Genomic DNA, 17063 nt, shown 5'->3' with positions numbered 1-17063 from the left:
GGCTCCTCGGGAGATACGGGTGACACTCGGGTGACACGGGGACGATGAGCCGGTGGGGTCGGCGGCGAACAAAATAGCGAACGCCGCAGTACGGGTGGGACGGCAGGGGCCTGCGGTGACGTAATCTCGGCACTTCCGTACCCCTCGCGCGATGGGAGCCCCGCATGGCCGGAATCAGCCTCAGCAAGGTGGAGGAGACCGCACCCGCGCTCGTCAGTCTGTACAAGAGCGCCGGGGTCTCGCTCACCAAGCACGGGCTGAACGGGCAGCGGGCGGCCGTGTATCTGGTGGTGGACTACTCGGGGTCGATGAAGCCGTACTACCGGGACGGCAGTGTGCAGGCGCTCGCCGACCGGGTGCTGGGGCTGTCGGCGCACTTCGACGACGACGGGAAGGTCCCCGTTGTCTTCTTCTCCACGGACATCGACGCGGAGACCGACATCGCGCTCGACAACCACCAGGGCCGTATCGACGGGATCGTGGCCGGTCTCGGCCACATGGGCAAGACCAGCTACCACCTGGCCATGGACGCGGTCATCGACCACTACCTCGACAGCGGCTCCAAGGAACCCGCCCTGGTCGTCTTCCAGACCGACGGCGGCCCGATCAACAAGCTCGCCGCCGAGCGGTACTTGTGCAAGGCAGCGAAGCTTCCGCTGTTCTGGCAGTTCATAGGGTTCGGCGACCCGGACAGCCGACAGTTCGAGTTCCTGCGCAAACTCGACGAGCTGCCGGTCCCGCAGCAGCGGGCTGTCGACAACGCCGGGTTCTTCCATGCCGGTTCGGACCCTCAGGAGGTCTCGGACGCCGAGCTGTACGACCGGATCGTGGGCGATTTCCCCCAGTGGCTGACGGCTGCGCGGGAACGGGGGATCGTCCAGTGACCGTACGTGTGCTGCCGGCCGCCGAGCGGGTCGCCGTGCCCTGGAAGAACGGCGGCGGGGTGACGCGCGAGATCGTCGCCCGGCCCGAGGGTGCGGGCATGGGCGACTTCGTGTGGCGGGTGAGCCTGGCCGATGTCGGCGCCGACGGGCCGTTCTCGGCGTTCGCCGAGGTGGACCGGATCCTCACCATGGTCGAGGGCGAGGGGATGGAGCTGACCGTCGCCGGCGAACGCCGGCGTGTCGACACGCGGTTCGTTCCGCAGGGCTTCCCCGGCGATCTGCCGACCGACTGCCGTCTGCTCGGGGGCCCGGTCGTGAACCTCAACGTCATGTGGCACAGGGGCGGCGGGGTGGCCCCGACCGTCACGGTCGCCGATTCCCGGCGACCCGTCGCCGTCCCGGCGGGCCCGGCCGTGCTGGTCGTCGCGCTCGACGGGACCGCCGAGGTGGCCGGGGTGACCCTCGGACGCCACGACGCGGCGCTGCTGACCGGCGAGGCCGCGGTGCTGCACGCGACGGGCCGTATCGCCGTGGTGGCTCTCACGCCGGGGGGCTGACCTCGGGGGTTTTTCGCCCCCTCCGCCCCGTCCCGTACCTGGGGGCTGCGCCCCCAGACCCCCGCTTCGGCCTGAACGGCCTCGTCCTCAAACGCCGGACGGGCCAAAAGATTTCAGCCCCTCCGGCGTTTGAGGAGCGGGGTCTGGGGAGGAGCCCCAGGCTCTGCCGTGACGCCCCGTTGGCTTCGCGCAGGCGGCATGCCACCCTGGTGGGCCGAGGGGAGCGGCGAATGGGTGCGCGAGAGATCAACTCCGGGCGGAACAAGGGGAGTTCGAGGGACGCGCGGCGGGAGGCGGAGGCCGGAAAAGGGGAGCGGCTCGCCGACTGGGCCGACGGCCGTCTCGGGCTGTACGCGCTGGCCAAGGCCAACATGCGTAAGGTCTTCCCGGACCACTGGTCGTTCATGTTGGGCGAGGTCTGCCTCTACAGCTTCCTCATCCTGATCCTCACCGGCGTCTATCTCACGCTGTTCTTCGAGCCGAGCGCCGTAGAGGTCGTCTACCACGGCTCGTACAAGCCCCTCAACGGCATCATCATGACGAGGGCGTACGAGTCCACGCTGGACATCAGCTTCGACGTACGCGGCGGCCTGCTGATCCGGCAGATCCACCACTGGGCGGCACTCGTCTTCCTCGCCGGAATGCTCGTGCACATGATGCGGGTGTTCTTCACGGGAGCGTTCCGCAAGCCCCGTGAGGTCAACTGGCTGTTCGGCTGGACCCTGTTGATGCTGGGCCTGATCACCGGCCTGACCGGCTACTCGCTCCCCGACGACCTGCTGTCCGGCACCGGCGTCCGCTTCGCGCAGGGCGCCATCCTGTCCGTGCCGATCGTGGGGACGTACCTCTCCTTCTTCCTCTTCGGAGGGGAGTTCCCGGGGCACGACATCATCCCGCGCTTCTTCCCGATCCACGTCCTCCTGCTGCCCGGGATCATGCTGGGCCTGGTGGTCGCGCATCTGATCCTGGTCTTCTACCACAAGCACACGCAGTACCCAGGGCCCGGACGCGACCAGAAGTCCGTCGTCGGCATGCCGTTCCTGCCGGTCTACATGGCCAAGGCGGGCGGCTTCTTCTTCCTCGTCTTCGGCGTCCTGTCGATCATGGGCGCGATAGCCACCATCAACCCCGTGTGGGCCTTCGGGCCCTACCGCCCCGATCTGGTCACCACGGGCGCGCAACCCGACTGGTACCTGGGCTTCTCCGAGGGCCTGATCCGGGTGATGCCGGGATGGGAGATCAACGCCTGGGGCCACACCCTCCAGTTGGGCGTCTTCATCCCCTTCTCGCTCTTCCCGCTCATCATGACCGCGATCGCCTTCTATCCGTTCATCGAGGCGTGGATCACCGGCGACAAACGCGAGCACCACATCCTGGACCGCCCGCGCAACGTGCCCACGCGGACCGGGCTCGGCGTCGCCTGGCTGACGCTGTACGCGGTCCTGCTGGTCGGCGGGGGCAACGACCTGTGGGCCACCCACTTCCATCTCTCCATCAACGCGATCACCTGGTTCGTGCGAGTCGCCGTCTTCGTCGGGCCCGCGCTCGCCTTCGTCGTGACGCGGCGGATCTGCCTGGGGCTGCAACGCCGGGACCGCGACAAGGTGCTGCACGGGCGCGAGTCCGGCATCATCAAGCGCCTCCCGCACGGTGAGTACGTCGAGGTCCACGAACCGCTCACGCCGGCACAGCGGTTCACGCTCACCCAGCACGAGCAGGCGCCCCCGTACGAGCTCGGCCCGCTCGTCGACACGAACGGCGTCGCCCGCCGCGTCGGCCCCTCCCACAGGCTGCGTGCCCGGCTCGCCCGCGCCATGTACGGGCCCGGCACACAGATCCCGAAGCCGACGGCGGAGGAGTACCGGGAGCTCACGAGCGAGGACCACCACCACTGAGGCCGCTGATCTCCGCGAGGACGTCCGCCCTGCACGCGGCCGGGCTGCCCCATGCGGTGCGCAGGGCGCGGGCCTTGGTGAGCCAGAGGGAGAGGTCGTACTCGGCCGTGTAGCCGATCGCGCCGTGCAGCTGGAGCGCGGTACGGGCGGTGGCGTACGCCGCCTCGCAGGCCGTGACCTTCGCGGCGGCCACGTCCGCCGGGGCCATCGACAGCGCGGCCCCGAAAAGCAGCGGCCGCGCGAACTCCAGGGCGATCTTCGCGTCCGCGAGTTGATGCTTGACGGCTTGGAACGAGCCGATGGGGACGCCGAACTGGGTGCGCTGTCCGACGTAGTCAACGGTTCGGTCGAGGAGGGCGAGCCCCACGCCCAGGGCTTGGGCGGCGGTGGCGAGGCGAGCCCAGGCGAGGGCTTGGGCGGCGGCGCGGGTGACGTGGGGGCCGGTGGCGAGGAGTTCACCACCGGGGCGGTGGTGACTGAGGCGGCGCGCGGGGTCGAGGGAAGCGCGCGGGGCGGTCGCGCTCGCCGCGTAACCGGATACACCCGCCCCCGTTCTGCCGCTGCCGCTGCCGCTGCCGCTGCCGCTGCCGCTGCCGCTGCCGCTGCCGCTGCCGCTGCCGCTGCCGCTGCCGCTGCCGCTGCCGCTGCCGTCGGGCGGTGTTGTGGTCGGCGCAGGTGTGTGGGCCGGCGTCTGCGTCAGGTGCAGGTCCGTGGTCGCGTCGGTGCCCCGCACGGTCAGGTGTACGTCCGCCGCGTCCCCGTCCAGTACGTACGGCCCCCCGCCCGGCAGGGCCACCGTCGCCATCGCCTCGCCCGAGGCGAAGGCGGGCAGGAGCCGCTTGGCGGGGCCCGACTCGCCGAGTTCGGAGAGAAGCGCGGCCGCCGTCACCGTCTCCACCAGCGGGCCGGGGACCCCGTGCCGACCCAACTCCACGAAGGCGACGGCCAGTTCCACGGGGAGAGGGCCCACCCCCTCGTATGCCTCCGGGACTGCCAGCGCGAAGACGCCCGCGTCGGCGAGGCGGGACCACAGGGAGCGGCCGGGCGTGTGGTCGCCGGTGGCCCACGCGCGTACGGCCGAAGGTGTGTCCGCGGATGTCAGCATCGCGTCCAACGAGCGGGCGAAGGCGCGCTGTTCGGTGTCGAGGAGGAAGCGCATCAGCGGCGGCCCTTCGGCAGACCGAGCAGGCGCTCGGCGATGATGTCGCGCTGGATTTCGTTGGTCCCCGCGTAGATCGGTCCGGCGAGGGAGAAGACGTACCCCTCGGACCAGTCGGTGTCCGCCAACTCGCCCTCCGGGCCGAGCAGATCGAGTGCCGTCTCGTGCAGCGCGATGTCGTACTCGGACCAGAAGACCTTGTTCAGGCTGGACTCCGGACCGATGGTCTCGCCGTCGAGGAAGCGGGAGGCGTTGGCGTAGGTGAAGAGCTGGTAGGCGCGGGCGCCGATCACCGCGTCGGCCACCCGGTCGCGCAGGGCCGTGTCCGAGGGGTCCGCCCGGGTGCGCCAGAGGTCCGCCAGCCGGTCGGCGGCGGCCAGGAAACGGCCCGGTGAACGCAGCGTCAGACCGCGTTCGTTGCCCGCCGTCGACATCGCGACCCGCCAGCCCCGGCCCGGCTCGCCGATCACGTCCTCGTCCGGGACGAACACCTCGTCCAGGAAGAGCTCGGCGAAGGCGGGTCTGCCGTCGAGGCGGCCGATGGGGCGGACGGTGACACCCGACGCGCGCAGGTCGAACATCAGGTAGGTGAGGCCCTGGTGCGGCGACGGGGGCACCGCCCGCGCGAGCGAAGCCGAGCGTGGGGGAGTGTCCGGCTCGCTGCGGAACAGGCCGAACGCGCGGTCGGCGAACGCGGCCCGCGACGACCACGTCTTCTGCCCGCTCAGCAGCCAGCCCCCGTCCGTACGCACCGCACGGGATGTCAGGGAGGCCAGGTCGGAACCCGCCTCCGGCTCGGACCACGCCTGCGCCCAGATGACCTCGCCGGTGGCCATCGACGGCAGCACACGCGCACGTTGCTCCTCCGTGCCGTGGTCGAAGAGGGTCGGTGCGAGCAGGCTGATGCCGTTCTGGCTGACCCGGCCCGGCGCGCCCGCCGCGTAGTACTCCTCCTCGAAGACCAGCCACCGGACGATGTCCGCACCCCGGCCGCCGTACGCCGTCGGCCACGACACCACCGACCAGCGGTCCGCGGCCAGTTCGGCCTCCCACACGCGGTGGGCGGCGAAGCCCTCCTCGGTCTCCAGCGAGGGGAGGGGGACGGCCGGGACATGCGTGTCGAGCCAGGCCCGGGCCTCGGCACGGAACGCCTCGTCGGCGGGAGAGTGGGCGAGATCCATCGGCGGCACCTTTCGGCGACGGTATGGGCGGCGAGCTTCGGTGGCGGTCTCGGCGGCAGCCTTCCCTAACAAGTGTTTGGTAGGTTAGCGTGGAGTCATGAGCGACGTCGAGAGTCCGGCGTACGTACCGGGGCACGGGCTGCTGAAGGGGCGCGCCGCCGTCATCACCGCCGCGGCGGGCGCGGGCATCGGCGGGGCCACGGCGCGCAGGTTCCTGGAGGAGGGCGCGCGCGTTCTGATCAGCGACGTGCACGCGCGCCGGCTCAAAGAGACCGAGCAGGCGCTCGCCGAGGAGTTCGGCGCCGCGAGCGTCGCTTCGGCACCCTGTGACGTCACCGCCGGGGAGCAGGTCCAAGCCCTCTTCGACACGGCCCTGGAACTGCACGGCAGCTTGGACATCGTCGTGAACAACGCGGGCCTGGGCGGCACTTCGGCCCTCGTCGACATGACCGACGAACAGTGGTCGAAGGTGCTCGACGTGACACTCAACGGCACGTTCCGGTGCACGCGCGCGGCGTTGCGGGCGATGAAGGCGTCCGGCGGTGGCGTGATCGTCAACAACGCCTCCGTCATCGGCTGGCGCGCCCAGGCGGGTCAGGCCCACTACGCCGCGGCCAAGGCCGGGGTCATGGCGCTCACCCGGTGCGCGGCGATCGAGGCCGCCGCGTACGGGGTCCGCGTCAACGCGGTGTCGCCGAGCCTTGCCATGCACCCGCATCTGGTGAAGGTGACCACACCCGAACTGCTGGAGGAGCTCACCGCCCGCGAGGCCTTCGGGCGGTACGCCGAACCCTGGGAGGTGGCCAACGTGATCGTGTTCCTGGCGTCCGGCTACTCCTCGTACATGACGGGTGAAGTCGTCGCCGTCAGCAGCCAGCACTCCTAGGACCACAATGGAACCGTGCCTACCAAGAAGAAGCCCCAGGTGACCGCCTCGCCGGAGCGGCGCCGTGAACTGCTCGACACCGCCGCCGAGGTCTTCGCCGAGCAGGGCTACAACGCCACCACCGTACGCAAGATCGCGGACGAGGCCGGGATGCTCGCGGGCAGCCTCTACTACCACTTCGACTCCAAGGAATCGATGCTGGAAGAGATCCTGCGAACCTTCCTCGACGAGCTCTGGGACGGGTACGACACCGTTCTGGACGCCGAACTGGGCCCCCGGGAAACCCTGGAGGCCCTGGTCACCGAGTCCTTCCGGGAGATCGACCGGCACCGCGCCGCCGTCGCGATCTACCAGAAGGAGTCCAAGCACCTCGCCGCGCAGCAGCGCTTCGCGTTCCTCGCCGAGTCGCAGCGCAACTTCGAGAAGGCGTGGCTGAGCACGCTGGAGCGCGGCGTCGGCGCCGAGGTCTTCCGGGCGGACCTCGACATCCGGCTCACCTACCGGTTCGTGCGCGACACCGTGTGGGTCGCCGCGTCCTGGTACCGGCCCGGCGGGCAGCACAGCCCGGAGGAGATCGCCCGCCAGTACCTGTCGATGGTCCTCGACGGGATCTCCGTACGTACATAGCCGTTGATGTCAGGGGAGTTGTCATGGCCGAGGCCTATATCGTCGAAGCGGTCCGCACGCCCGTCGGGCGGCGCAAGGGAGGCCTGAGCGGTGTCCACCCGGCCGACCTCGGCGCGCATGTCCTCAAAGCCCTGGTCGAGCGGTCCGGCGTGGACCCGGCCGCCGTCGAGGACGTGGTCTTCGGCTGTCTGGACACCGTGGGCCCGCAGGCCGGGGACATCGCCCGCACCTGCTGGCTGGCGGCCGGGCTGCCCGAGGAGGTGCCGGGTGTCACCGTCGACCGGCAGTGCGGTTCCTCCCAGCAGGCCGTGCACTTCGCCGCCCAGGGCGTCCTGTCCGGCACCCAGGACCTGGTGGTCGCGGGCGGCGTCCAGAACATGAGCCAGATACCCATCGCCTTCGCCTCCCGCCAGGCCGCGGAACCGCTCGGCCTGACCGAGGGCCCCTTCGCGGGCAGCGCGGGCTGGCGGGCGCGCTACGGCGACCGGCCCGTCAACCAGTTCCACGGCGCCGAACTGATAGCTCAGAAGTGGGGCATCAGCCGCCGCGACCAGGAGGAGTTCGCGCTCCGCTCCCACCGGCGGGCCATCCGCGCCATCGACGAGGGCCGCTTCGCGCGCGAGACCGTCGCCTACGGGGAGGTCGCGGTCGACGAGGGCCCGCGCCGGGACACCTCCCTGGAGAAGATGGCGGGCCTGAAGCCGGTCGTCGAGGGCGGCACCATCACCGCCGCCTGCTCCTCCCAGGTCTCCGACGGCGCCGCCGCGATGCTGCTCGCCTCCGAGCGCGCGGTACGGGAACACGGGCTGACTCCCCGCGCCCGCGTGCACCACCTCTCCGTACGCGGCGAGGACCCCATCCGCATGCTGTCGGCGCCCATCCCGGCCACCGCGCACGCCCTCAAGAAGACCGGCATGAGCATCGGCGACATCGACCTCGTCGAGATCAACGAAGCCTTCGCGCCCGTCGTCCTCGCCTGGCTGAAGGAGACCGGCGCCGACCCCGACAAGGTCAATGTCAACGGCGGCGCGATCGCCCTCGGCCACCCGCTCGGCGCCACCGGCGTCAAGCTGATGACGACACTCCTGCACGAACTGGAGCGCACGGGCGGCCGCTTCGGCCTCCAGACCATGTGCGAGGGCGGCGGTCAGGCCAACGTCACCATCATCGAGAGGCTCTGACGACGGCGTCACCCCTGGTTCGGCGGACGGAGTCCGGCGCAGGCTCGCGAAGCCTGTGAGGCCCCTGGGCCGAGCAGTGCGAGCGGGCCGTCGGGGACGGTGCCCATGTGCGAGGTTGGCGGTCAGGCCAACGTCACCATCATCGAGCGGCTCTGACGACGGCGTCACGCCTGGTTCGTCATCGAGCGGCTCTGAGCAGCTCCAGGGACTTCAGCGTCTCCTCCGCCTCGGCCACGATCCGGTCCACCAGCTCCGCGCACGACGGCAGGTCGTCGATCACCCCGGCGACCTGCCCGGACGCCATCACCCCCAGGTCCGTACGACCGTCCACCATCGCGGCCTTGAGCAGCATGGGGGTGTTGGCGGCGAGCAGCACCTGGCTCCAGGACAGGTTCTTGCCGTGCTTCATGGCGAGGCCGTCGCGGACCATCTGAGGCCAGGAGAGGCCGGACATCTTCTGGAAGCCCGCCGCTCGGCGGACCGCCTGGACCAGCGCTTTCGTACGGCCGGACCTCTCGAGGGAGTCGACGAGGTCCGTGCGGAGCATGCGGTGCGGCAGTCCGTCGACGGCCGTCGTGACGGTGACGTCCTTCACCGTCGCCGCCAGATACCTCGCCTTCACCGCGTCCGGCACCGTCGAGTCGGAGGTCAGCAGGAAACGCGTGCCCATGGCGATCCCCGCCGCGCCGTACGCCAGGGCGGCCACCAGCCCCCGCCCGTCGTGGAAGCCGCCCGCCGCCACGACCGGGATGCCGACCGCGTCGACCACCTGCGGCAGCAGCACGGTCGTCGCGACCTCGCCGGTGTGCCCGCCGCCCTCGCCGCCCTGCACGATCACCGCGTCGGCCCCCCAGGCGGCCACCTTCTCGGCGTGCCGCCGGGCGCCTATGGAGGGGATGACGACCACTCCCGCGTCCTTCAGCTCGGCGATCAGCTCGCGCGAGGGGGCGAGCGCGAAGGACGCGATGCGGACACCCTCGTCGATGATGATCCGGACCCGGTCGCCCGCGTCCCCCGCGTCCGCGCGCAGGTTCACACCGAACGGCTCGTCCGTACGGGACCTGACCTCCCGTACGGCGTCCCGCAGTTGGTCGAGGGTCATCGTGGCGGAGGCCAGGATCCCCAGCGCGCCCGCCTTCGCCGTGGCGGAGACCAGGCGCGGGCCCGCCACCCAGCCCATGCCGGTCTGTACGACGGGGTGGCGGACCCCGACCAGCCGGGTGAGCGCGGTGTCCATCAGCGCCCGGCCTTGCCGGGCTCGGGGACCTCACGATCCCGGGTGCCCCCCGGATCGATGACCTCGCGGATCAACTCCAGCTCCTCCGGCGTCGGTTCCCGGGTGCAGGGCACCTCGTCGGGGACGGACAGCTCGAAGCCCGTCGCCCGCCGCACCTGCTCGACGGTGACGCCCGGGTGCAGCGCGGCGAGGCGCATCGAGTGGCCGGGGGTGGCGAAGTCGAGGACGGCGAGGTCGGTCACCACGCGGGGGATGCGGTGGAAGCGGGTGGCGCTCGGGCCCGCCGCGGCGGCACGGTCGTACCCCACCCCGCACACCATGTCGACCTTCTCGACGAAAACGCGCGGCGAATGCCTCGGTACCCAGTAACTGGTCGGGTTGTTCAGGGTGTTGACCGGTGCGCCGCGCACGCCGAGCAGCTGTCGGCCGGGCCGGGACCAGTCGCCGATGCAGGAGATGTTCTGGTTGCCGAAGCGGTCGATCTGGCTCGCGCCCATCATCACGTGCCGGCGCCCGCCGGTCACCATGGTCAGATGCTGCCGGTACGGCAGCCAGCCCTCCGGTGTGCCGTCGAGTCCGACGAGCAGCGCCTCGCCGTCGGTGAGCAGCAGGTCGGGCGCGAAGGTGCGCTTGGCGAGGCGGGCGCCGAAGGACGGGATCGGGCCCATGGGGCTGGCGAGCACCTCGCCGTTGTCCCGCCAGGTCTCGGCGCAGGCGATCACGCAGTACTCGGCTCGGGTTGTCCGGGTGGTGGTCGTCACCGCTGCTCCTTGTGCCAGGCCTGGACGGCGCTCTGGTAGGCGTGCTCGTCGCCGCCGAGGAAGCGCTCGGCGAACTCGGCGTACGGCGTGGTGGCGTACAGCTTCTGGAAGGCCTCGTCGCGTCCGTAGTCGGGCGCGCAGGACGTGAAGTGCGCGCCGTTCGGCGTCTCGATCACGCCCGTCACGCTCGACCGCTTGAGCAGCAGCGTCTGCGGCGCCGCCTCCTTGGTCAGCTCCGCCGTGTCCACGATCCGCTCGCAGGACACGTACGCCGCGTCCGCCGCCTCGCAGAACAGGTCGTCGAAGTACGGGTCCGGGCCCAGATACTGGCCGTTGCCGAGGCGGTCCGCGCGGTTCATGTGGACCAGGGCGGCGTCCAGGCGCAGGGCGGGCATGGCGACGAACTCCTCCCGTATCCCCGAGGGCTGGTCGGCGTACGGCGAAGTGACGGTCCGCAGGCCGGGGTTGACCCGCATCACGTCGGAGCCGATACCGGCCCGCACCGGCAGGAAGGGCAGCCGGTTGGCGGCCGCGTGCAGTCCCCACATGAACATCGCCTCGTCGACCTCCATCAGCTCGAAGGCGCCGCTCTCACGTGCCGCGCGGTAGTGCGGTTCGAGCGGGATCGAGTCGAGGGTCACGAAGGCCGTGACGAGCTTCCGGATCCGTCCGGCGGCGGCGAGCAGGCCGACGTCCGGGCCGCCGTACGAGACGACGGTGAGATCGGTGATCTCGGAGCGGAGCACCGCTCTCACCAGGGCCATCGGCTTGCGGCGCGCGCCCCAGCCGCCGATACCGAGCGTCATTCCGCTCTCCAGACGGCCGACGGCTTCCTCCGCCGGCATGGTCTTGTCGCTCACTTTTCAGCCCTCTCCTTGCCGAAGGTGTCGCGGACGCGGTCGGCCACCCCGCTGAGGTTCGCCTCGAAGGTGAAGCCCTGCTCGAAGCGGTAGCTGCGGCGCACGTCGACGGGATCGATGCCGTTGATGGCGGCCTTGGCGAGCCGGATCAGGTGTCCGTCCTTGGCGGCTATTTCGCGAGCCAACTCCAGGGCAGCCACCCGCAGTTCATCGCGCGGTACGACCCTCCACACCGAGCCGTGCGCGTGCAGCTCGGCCGCGGTCGCGGTGCGCGAGGTGTAGTACAGCGCGCGCATCAGGTGCTGGGGGACCAGCCGGGCCAGGTGGGTGGCCGCGCCGAGCGCGCCCCGGTCCAGCTCGGGCAGCCCGAAGGTGGCGTCCTCGCTCGCCACGATCGCGTCCGCGTTCCCCACGAGTCCTATCCCGCCGCCCAGACAGAAGCCCTGCACCGCCGCGACGACGGGCACCTCGCACTCGTACACCGCCGCGAACGCCTCGAAGCAGCCGCGGTTCGCGCCGATCAGCGCGCCGTGGCCGGTGGTGTCCCGCTGCATCTCCTTGATGTCCACGCCCGCGTTGAAACCGCGCCCCTCGGCCGTCAGCACCACACAGCGGATCCCGGGGTCGCGGCCCGCCGCGCGGACGGCGTCGGCCAGGTCGAACCACCCCTGCACCGGCAGCGCGTTCACCGGCGGGAAGTCGACCGTGACGACGAAAATCCCCTTTCCCGGGGACGAGGTGGAGACACCCATGGGGACATCAGCTACCTTTCCACCAAACGTTTGTTAGGTGCGATTCCGAAGCTAGCAGCGAATGGATCCGAACGGGAGGCCCTGTGGACAACGTGGATCTCAGCGGCAGGACCGTCGTCGTCACGGGCGGGACCCGCGGGGTCGGGGCCGGGATCGCGCGGGCGTTCGCGCGGGCGGGTGCCGAGGTCGTGGCCTGTGCGCGCAGACCGCCCGAACAGCCGGTCGAGGGTGTCGGGTTCGCGGCCGTGGACCTGCGGAACCCGGCCGCCGTACGCGACTTCTTCGACGCGCTGCCCCGGCTCGACGTCCTGGTCAACAATGCCGGCGGCGCCCCCTACCGGCCGCTGGCGGAGTCCGACGCCCAACGGCACGCGCGCGTGATCGAGCTCAACCTCACCGCGCCGCTGACCGCCTCCCTCGCCGCGTACGGCCATCTCCGGCGTGCCAAGGGCTCGATCGTGATGATCGGCAGCGTGAGCGGGACGCGTCCGTCGCCCGGCTCGGCGGCGTACGGGGCGGCCAAGGCGGGCCTGGAGAACCTGGCCCGCTCGATGGCCGTCGAGTGGGCCCCCGACATCCGGGTCAACACACTCGTCGTCGGCATGGTCCGTACCGAGCTGGCCCACCTGCACTACGGCGGCGAGGACGGTATCGCCGCCGTCGCGCGCACCGTCCCGCTGGGTCGCCTCGCCCAGCCGTCCGACATAGGCGAGGCCGCCGTCTTCCTCGCCTCGGACGCCGCCGCCTACATCAGCGGTGCCTCGCTGCTCGTCCACGGGGGCGGCGAGCGGCCCGCCTTCCTCGACGCGGCGACTGCCAACAAGGACGACACGGACGACACGGACGACACGGACGACACGGACGACAGGGACGACAGGGACCACGAGCGATAACGGCGCCACGGATGCCACGGACGCCACGGACGCCACGGATGACAAGGAGAAGTGAGATGAGTGCACCGCTGCTGTGCGAGGGGCGGGTCGTGATCGTGACGGGTGCGGGGCGCGGGCTCGGCCGGGCGCACGCGCTCGCGTACGCCGCCGAGGGCGCGCGGGTCGTCGTGAACGACCTCGGCGTCGGCCTCGACGGCACACCGGGCCCGGAGAGCCCGGCGCGGCAGGTGGTCGACGAGATCCGCGCGGCGGGCGGCGAAGCGGTGGCCCACGGCGGCGACATCGCGACGACCGAGGGCGCCGCCTCCCTCGTACGCGCCGCCCTGGAGGCGTACGGCCGTCTCGACACCCTCGTCAACAACGCCGGGTTCCTGCGCGACCGGATGCTGGTCAACCTCGACGAGGACGACTGGGACGCCGTGATGCGCGTCCACCTGAAGGGGCACTTTCTGCCGCTGAAGCACGCGGCGGCGTACTGGCGGGCCGAGGCGAAGGCCGGGCGGACGCCGCAGGCCCGGGTCGTCAACACCAGTAGCGGAGCGGGGCTGTTGGGGTCGGTCGGACAGGGCAACTACAGCGCGGCGAAGGCCGGGATCGTCGGGCTGACGCTCGTCGCCGCCGCCGAGATGGGCCGGTACGGCGTCCAGGTCAACGCGATCGCTCCGGCGGCCCGCACCCGGATGACGGAGCGGACCTTCGCGGAGACGATGGCGGCACCCGGGACCGGCTTCGACGCCATGGCACCCGAGAACGTGTCGCCGCTGGTGGTCTGGCTGGGCTCGGCCGCGAGCGCCGGGGTCACCGGGCGCGTCTTCGAGGCCGAGGGCGGCCGGATCACCGTGATGGGGGGCTGGCGGCCGGGGCCGAGCGCGGACAAGGGGGCGCGGTGGACTCCGTCCGAGGCGGGGGACGCGGCGCTGAAACTGCTGGCGGAGGCGGAGGATCCGGGGGCGGTGTACGGGGCGCAGTAGTGCGATCGGCGTACGACACCTAGGAGTTCGGGCCCTGGGCCCCGCGCCTCTGGCTGGGGAGGATGCCCGCTGAGGCGCCGTGGAGCGTGCCGCCCGCGGAACCCCGGTGGGTTCGACGGATGTCGGGGGATGCGGGCGGCGGAGGGTCGCCCGCCCTTCTAGCGGGAGAGACGGGCGGCGGCCTTCCGCTGCTGCTCGCCCATCACGGACAGGAAGCGGATCACGGTCTCCAGCTCGTCCGTGCTGAACTCCTCGCAGGCCTCGACGATGTCGCGGGCCCAGGCCTCGAAGAAGACGGCCAGCTCGGCGATCTTCTCCCGGTTCGGCTCGACCACCACCCGGCGCTTGTCCGTCGGGTGCTTGACCCTGAGCACGAAGCCCTTGGCCTCCAGGCGGTCGATCAGGCCGGTGACGGAGGCGGGGGCCAGGCCGGTGTGCTCCGCGAGGTCCTTGGCGGTGAGCGGGCCGAACCGCTCCAGCAGGTCGAGGGTCTTGCTCTCGGTGGCGCTCAGGCCCTGCTTCGCCGCGACCGCCGCGTGGAACATCACCGTGACGCCACTGTGCTCGCGGCCCACGGTCATGAGCTGCTCCAGCGTCTTGGCCCGCCTGTCGTCGCGCCTGTCGTCGCGTTTGTTCTCGGCGGGCCTCTCGTCCTTCGCTTCCTTCTCTCCGCTGCTCATGGGCTCAGGCTAACAAATATTTCGTTCGGTCGAACTAAAGACTTGCCATCACGGCGGGCCGGCTGTAAGTCTTTAGTTAGTCCGAACGAAATAAATCCGCCGGGCACCAACGGACACCACCGGACAACAGAGGAGAGATCATGTCCGCCACCCTGACCGCGCCCACGTCGCTCGCGGAGCCGTACCCGCGCCGCTGGGCCGCCGCCGCCGTGATGATGATCGCGGCGCTGATGGACCTGCTGGACGTGACGATCGTCAACGTCGCGATCCCGTCCATAGGCCGCGACCTGCACGCCTCGCAGAACGCCCTGCAGTGGCTGGTCTCCGCGTATCTGCTGGGCTTCGCCGCGACCCTGATCATCTCCGGGCACCTCGGTGACCGCTTCGGGCGGCGCTTCCTCTTCCTCGCCGGTACGGCGGGCTTCGGCCTCGCCAGTCTCGGGTGCGGGATCGCGCAGTCGCCGGGTCAGCTGATCGCCGCACGCGCCGTGCAGGGAGTGATGGCCGCGGTGCTGATGCCCCAGGTGCTCGGCTCGTTCCGCACGCTGTTCCAGGGCAAGGAGCGCGGGGCCGCCTTCGGGATGTATGGCGCCGTCGCCGGGTTCGCCTCCGCCGTCGGGCTGCTGCTCGGGGGGCTGCTCACCGACGCCGATCTGTTCGGGTGGGGCTGGCGGTCCGTGTTCCTGGTGAACGTGCCGGTCGCCGTCGCGACCTTCGTGGCGGGACTCGTCCTGGTGCCGTCCACGCGTGAACGGTCCGCCGGGCGGCCCGATGCGGTGGGGAGTCTCGTGCTGGCCGGCGGGCTGGTCGCGATCGTCCTTCCGCTGGTGCAGGGGCGCAGCAACGGGTGGCCGCTGTGGGGGTGGGTCTGCCTCGGCGGTGGGGTGCTCGCGGTGGGCGGGCTCGGGGTGTATGAGGCTCGGCGGCGCGGGGCGGCGACGGTGCCGTTGCTTCCGGTGCGGGCCTTTCGGCTCCCCGCGTTCTCCGTGGGTGTGCTCGTGCAGCTCCTCTTTTCCGTCGGGATGCAGGGGTTCTTCCTGATCTTCGCGATCTGGATTCAGGGGAGTGAGGGGTATACGCCGATGCAGGCGGGGCTGGTCACCGTGGCCTTCTCGGTCGGCGGGTTCCTGACCGCGCCCGCGGCCGACGGGCTGGCCGTGAGGTTCGGGCGGCTCGTGCTGGGGGCGGGGGCGCTGATGATGGCGGGCGGTTTCGGATGGGTGTGGGCCGCCGTTGCCGACGCGTCCGTCGCGCACACCGGGGCGTGGCCGTTGGTGCCGGGGCTGGTGCTCGCTGGGGCGGGGCTGGGGTTCCTGGTGGTTCCGCTGGTGAATGTCGTGCTGTCCGCGGTTCCTGGTGAGCTGGCGGGTGGGGCGTCCGGGATCTTCTCCACCGCTCAGCAGTTCGGTGGGGCGCTCGGGGCGGCGGCGATCGGTTCGGTCTTCTTCGGGCACGCCTCGAGTGGTCTGACTCATGCGCTGACCACGGCGATGCCTTGGGTGGTCGCCGGGTTCGTGCTCTGTGCGGGGTTGTGTGTGGGGTTGCCTCGGCGGGCGGTGGGTGAGGGGTGAGTGGAGGGGTTTTTCGCCCCCGCCGCCCCTACGCGTCCCGTACCTGGGGGCTGCCGCCCCCAGACCCCCGCTAAGAATCAGCCCCTCCGGCGTTTGAGGAGCGGGGTCTGGGGCGGAGCCCCAGGGACGGGACCGGACGGGTAGGGGCGGCGGGGGCGAAACCCGCTTTTCTCAAGGCCCCCCGGCCCCCCGCCCCCCTTCGAGCAGCGCAGCTATCGCCCCGTGCCCCGTCTGCTGGTCGTCGGCCGCCATCGGCCGCCCTTCCGCATCGAGGAGCTGGACCTCGATGGTGATGCCGTCGTCTTCCGGGGCCGCGTAGCGGTGGGTGACCGAGCGGTGGCCGGGGCCATGGGTCCGTTCCAGGCCCGCGCGGAGTTCGGCCTCGACGTCGAGGGCCAGCCAGCGCCGCGCCTCCGCGAGGGCCTCGCCCCGAGCCCGCGCCCCGTGGGCGAGCAGGACTCGTACGCACCCCTCGGAGCCCCGCCGCGCCGCCACCAGCAGGGGCGGCTCACCGGTCGGTCCGGGCCGGTCCGGGTCGGCGCCGCCCGCGAGGAGTTCCGTGACCACCGCGACATGGCCCAGCCGCAGCGCCCACGTCAGGGCCGTGAAGCCGAACGCCTCCACCGTGTCCGGGGCGGCTCCGGCCGCGAGCAGGGCACGGACGACCGCTGTGTGACCGCCGCAGGCCGCCCCGCACAGCGGAGCGTCGGTGCCCTGGCTGAGCCGGTCGGGCGCGGCACCGGCCACCAACAGCAGCCGTACGACACCGGGTTGGTCGCTCACCGCCGCCAGATACAGCGCCGTCTGCCCGTCCGCGTCCACCGACTCCGGGCTCACGCCGGAGCGCAGCAGCCGTACGACCGCGTCCTCGTCACCCTCGTACACAGCGGTGAAGAGATGTGTCGCGGGGTCGTTCGTGCTCATCCTTCGACCCTCGCTCGCGAAGGACGCGCGAGGCAAAGCCTTTT

At 71.3% G+C, this 17063-nt stretch carries 17 protein-coding genes; 9 read left to right on the top strand and 8 right to left on the bottom strand.

Features of this window, described 5'->3' with window-relative positions; genetic code table 11:
- Positions 1 to 164: 164 nt before the first annotated feature.
- From ACZ4WS_RS30790 to qcrB, 3 genes are all read left to right on the top strand, one after another.
- Positions 165 to 884 carry a vWA domain-containing protein gene (locus ACZ4WS_RS30790; protein ID WP_467985601.1) on the top strand — a complete coding sequence of 240 codons (720 nt, stop codon included), beginning with the start codon at positions 165 to 167 and terminating at the stop codon, positions 882 to 884.
- Positions 881 to 1441, top strand: a complete 561-nt coding sequence (locus ACZ4WS_RS30785; protein WP_467985599.1) for a HutD/Ves family protein — start codon at positions 881 to 883, stop codon at positions 1439 to 1441. The genes ACZ4WS_RS30790 and ACZ4WS_RS30785 overlap by 4 nt, the downstream gene beginning before the upstream one ends.
- Before the next feature lie 230 nt (positions 1442 to 1671).
- Entirely contained in the window at positions 1672 to 3336 is a 1665-nt protein-coding gene (qcrB, locus tag ACZ4WS_RS30780) for a cytochrome bc1 complex cytochrome b subunit (RefSeq protein ID WP_467985597.1), read from the top strand.
- On the opposite strand, the gene ACZ4WS_RS30775 is transcribed toward qcrB, so the two are convergent.
- Positions 3311 to 4495 carry an acyl-CoA dehydrogenase family protein gene (locus ACZ4WS_RS30775; RefSeq protein WP_467985595.1) on the bottom strand — a complete coding sequence of 395 codons (1185 nt, stop codon included), beginning with the start codon at positions 4493 to 4495 and terminating at the stop codon, positions 3311 to 3313. The genes qcrB and ACZ4WS_RS30775 overlap by 26 nt on opposite strands.
- Positions 4495 to 5676 (bottom strand): acyl-CoA dehydrogenase family protein, encoded by a 1182-nt coding sequence (locus tag ACZ4WS_RS30770; protein WP_467985593.1) that lies wholly within the window; start codon positions 5674 to 5676, stop codon positions 4495 to 4497. Before ACZ4WS_RS30770 ends, ACZ4WS_RS30775 begins: the two co-directional genes overlap by 1 nt.
- 97 nt (positions 5677 to 5773) lie before the next feature.
- Here ACZ4WS_RS30770 and ACZ4WS_RS30765 point away from each other — a divergent pair, with 97 nt between their 5' ends.
- Genes ACZ4WS_RS30765 through ACZ4WS_RS30755 form a run of 3 tightly spaced genes read left to right on the top strand, consistent with a single transcriptional unit; the run spans position 5774 to position 8370 of the window.
- Positions 5774 to 6562, top strand: a complete 789-nt coding sequence (locus ACZ4WS_RS30765; RefSeq protein ID WP_467985591.1) for an SDR family oxidoreductase — start codon at positions 5774 to 5776, stop codon at positions 6560 to 6562.
- Positions 6563 to 6577: 15 nt separating this feature from the next.
- Complete coding sequence (locus ACZ4WS_RS30760; RefSeq protein WP_467985589.1) at positions 6578 to 7189, top strand: TetR/AcrR family transcriptional regulator; 612 nt, start codon at positions 6578 to 6580, stop codon at positions 7187 to 7189.
- A gap of 23 nt (positions 7190 to 7212) precedes the next feature.
- Positions 7213 to 8370, top strand: a complete 1158-nt coding sequence (locus ACZ4WS_RS30755; protein ID WP_467985587.1) for an acetyl-CoA C-acetyltransferase — start codon at positions 7213 to 7215, stop codon at positions 8368 to 8370.
- 178 nt (positions 8371 to 8548) lie between these two features.
- Here the strand turns inward: ACZ4WS_RS30755 and ACZ4WS_RS30750 are convergent, their stop codons facing one another.
- From ACZ4WS_RS30750 to ACZ4WS_RS30735, 4 genes are read right to left on the bottom strand one after another with little or no spacing between them, the layout of a single operon-like run.
- Positions 8549 to 9607: an NAD(P)H-dependent flavin oxidoreductase gene (locus ACZ4WS_RS30750; RefSeq protein WP_467985585.1), complete on the bottom strand. Its 1059-nt coding sequence runs from the start codon at positions 9605 to 9607 to the stop codon at positions 8549 to 8551.
- Positions 9607 to 10368 (bottom strand): CoA-transferase subunit beta, encoded by a 762-nt coding sequence (locus tag ACZ4WS_RS30745; RefSeq protein ID WP_467985583.1) that lies wholly within the window; start codon positions 10366 to 10368, stop codon positions 9607 to 9609. The genes ACZ4WS_RS30750 and ACZ4WS_RS30745 overlap by 1 nt, the downstream gene beginning before the upstream one ends.
- A complete protein-coding gene (locus tag ACZ4WS_RS30740; protein WP_467985581.1) occupies positions 10365 to 11228 on the bottom strand; it encodes a CoA transferase subunit A in 864 nt (287 codons plus the stop codon). The genes ACZ4WS_RS30745 and ACZ4WS_RS30740 overlap by 4 nt, the downstream gene beginning before the upstream one ends.
- On the bottom strand, positions 11225 to 11980 hold the full coding sequence (locus tag ACZ4WS_RS30735; RefSeq protein WP_467985579.1) for an enoyl-CoA hydratase family protein: 756 nt from the start codon (positions 11978 to 11980) through the stop codon (positions 11225 to 11227). Before ACZ4WS_RS30735 ends, ACZ4WS_RS30740 begins: the two co-directional genes overlap by 4 nt.
- Positions 11981 to 12072: 92 nt before the next feature.
- On the opposite strand from ACZ4WS_RS30735, the gene ACZ4WS_RS30730 reads away from it, so the two are divergent.
- Together ACZ4WS_RS30730 and ACZ4WS_RS30725 are read left to right on the top strand one after the other, a co-directional pair.
- Positions 12073 to 12873, top strand: coding sequence for an SDR family oxidoreductase (locus ACZ4WS_RS30730; RefSeq protein WP_467985896.1), 801 nt, complete (start codon positions 12073 to 12075; stop codon positions 12871 to 12873).
- Between the two features lie 56 nt (positions 12874 to 12929).
- The gene (locus tag ACZ4WS_RS30725; protein ID WP_467985577.1) at positions 12930 to 13844 is read left to right on the top strand and encodes an SDR family oxidoreductase; all 915 of its coding nucleotides are present in this window, start codon (positions 12930 to 12932) and stop codon (positions 13842 to 13844) included.
- 158 nt (positions 13845 to 14002) lie between these two features.
- On the opposite strand, the gene ACZ4WS_RS30720 is transcribed toward ACZ4WS_RS30725, so the two are convergent.
- Positions 14003 to 14524 (bottom strand): MarR family winged helix-turn-helix transcriptional regulator, encoded by a 522-nt coding sequence (locus tag ACZ4WS_RS30720; protein ID WP_467985575.1) that lies wholly within the window; start codon positions 14522 to 14524, stop codon positions 14003 to 14005.
- A 140-nt stretch (positions 14525 to 14664) separates the two neighbouring features.
- Between ACZ4WS_RS30720 and ACZ4WS_RS30715 the strand changes: the two genes are divergently transcribed.
- The gene (locus ACZ4WS_RS30715) at positions 14665 to 16095 is read left to right on the top strand and encodes an MFS transporter (protein WP_467985573.1); all 1431 of its coding nucleotides are present in this window, start codon (positions 14665 to 14667) and stop codon (positions 16093 to 16095) included.
- Positions 16096 to 16266: 171 nt separating this feature from the next.
- Here the strand turns inward: ACZ4WS_RS30715 and ACZ4WS_RS30710 are convergent, their stop codons facing one another.
- Positions 16267 to 17019, bottom strand: coding sequence for an ankyrin repeat domain-containing protein (locus ACZ4WS_RS30710; protein WP_467985571.1), 753 nt, complete (start codon positions 17017 to 17019; stop codon positions 16267 to 16269).
- Between the last annotated feature and the right edge of the window lie 44 nt (positions 17020 to 17063).

The organism is Streptomyces sp. NPDC029292 (genome assembly GCF_055569295.1).
The sequence above is the reverse complement of the archived record's forward strand: the minus strand, read 5'-3'. Positions and strand labels throughout refer to the sequence as shown.